The 1,051-nt window shown below is 60.0% G+C and carries 1 protein-coding gene; it reads right to left on the bottom strand.

All coding sequences use genetic code 11. The features are described 5' to 3' along the window. Positions 1–16: 16 nt before the first annotated feature. Positions 17–968, bottom strand: a protein-coding gene (locus OCK02_RS26100; protein ID WP_263815561.1) for an IS630 family transposase whose coding sequence is annotated in 2 segments (ribosomal slippage) — positions 17–634 and positions 636–968 — 951 coding nt in all. Because the reading frame shifts where the segments join, the coding sequence is not laid out codon by codon here. Positions 969–1,051 lie beyond the last annotated feature (83 nt).

Here is a 1,051-nt window from a genome sequence, read left to right on the forward strand (position 1 = left end):
CTAAAGCATGTCGCATTTATTCTGCCTCATAGCCTGCAGCTTTGAAGAAGTTTCGGCATTCTGCGACTGAGAAGAGGCTGACGATGTCGCCGAGCGCTTGGGTGATCGCATCGAAGCTGCGGGCGGCGCGCTTTCTCAGCAGCGCCTTGAGTTTGGAGAATGCCATTTCGATCGGGTTCAGGTCCGGCGAATAGGGCGGCAGGAAGAGCAGCCAGGCCCCCTTGGCCTTGACCAGTTGCTCTGCCCGCTCGCTCTTGTGAAAGCCGACATTGTCGAGGATGACGACATCGCCGGGCGATAGCGTCGGTGCAAGCTGGGCCTCGATCCAGGCTTCGAAGATGCGGCTGTTCATCGGCGCATCGACGATGAAAGGGGCTGTCAGGCCATGGCACCGCAGTCCGGCAATGAAGGTCTGCGTCTTCCATTTGCCGAAGGGGGCATAAGCGACGAACCGCTGTCCCTTCCTTGACCATCCGGTACGCTTGGTCAGGCGCGTGTTCGTCGATGTCTCGTCGACGAAGATGAGCCGCGCGAATGCCTTGTTGAAGAACCGCGTTCGACGGCCGATCCACAGCTCACGCGCCCTGACGATCTCCGGCCGGTGCTGCTCGCTTGCCCTGAGGCTTTTTTTTATTACTGAGCCCAAGCCTGTGCAGAAAACGGCCAACGGTTGCACGATGGACATCGATCCCACGCCCGGCCAGCTCGAGGCACAGTTCGTCCAGCGTCACCTCGCCATGGCCAGACACAAGCTCGCTGATCCAGACGCCGTGGGCCGAAAGCTTGCTGCCAGGCGGGTGCCCCTGCCTGGCCGGTGCGAGCGAGCCCGTCGATCGATGCAGGATCATCATGTTGTTGACGAACCGAGGCGAGACCCGGAAATGCCGAGCAGCCTCCCGGTTGCTGTTGCCCTCTTTCACAAACGCAACGACACGCGCACGCAACTCGATCGGATGCGGCTTGCCCATGGCAGTTCTCCTTCCATGGGCGAAGTGAATCACAGATCAGCCCAAACGGGAATCCCGAATCCGGTTAGATGCGAAACGCTTTA

This window comes from Rhizobium sp. TRM96647, from assembly GCF_025780115.1.
Classification (GTDB): Bacteria; Pseudomonadota; Alphaproteobacteria; order Rhizobiales; family Rhizobiaceae; genus Mycoplana.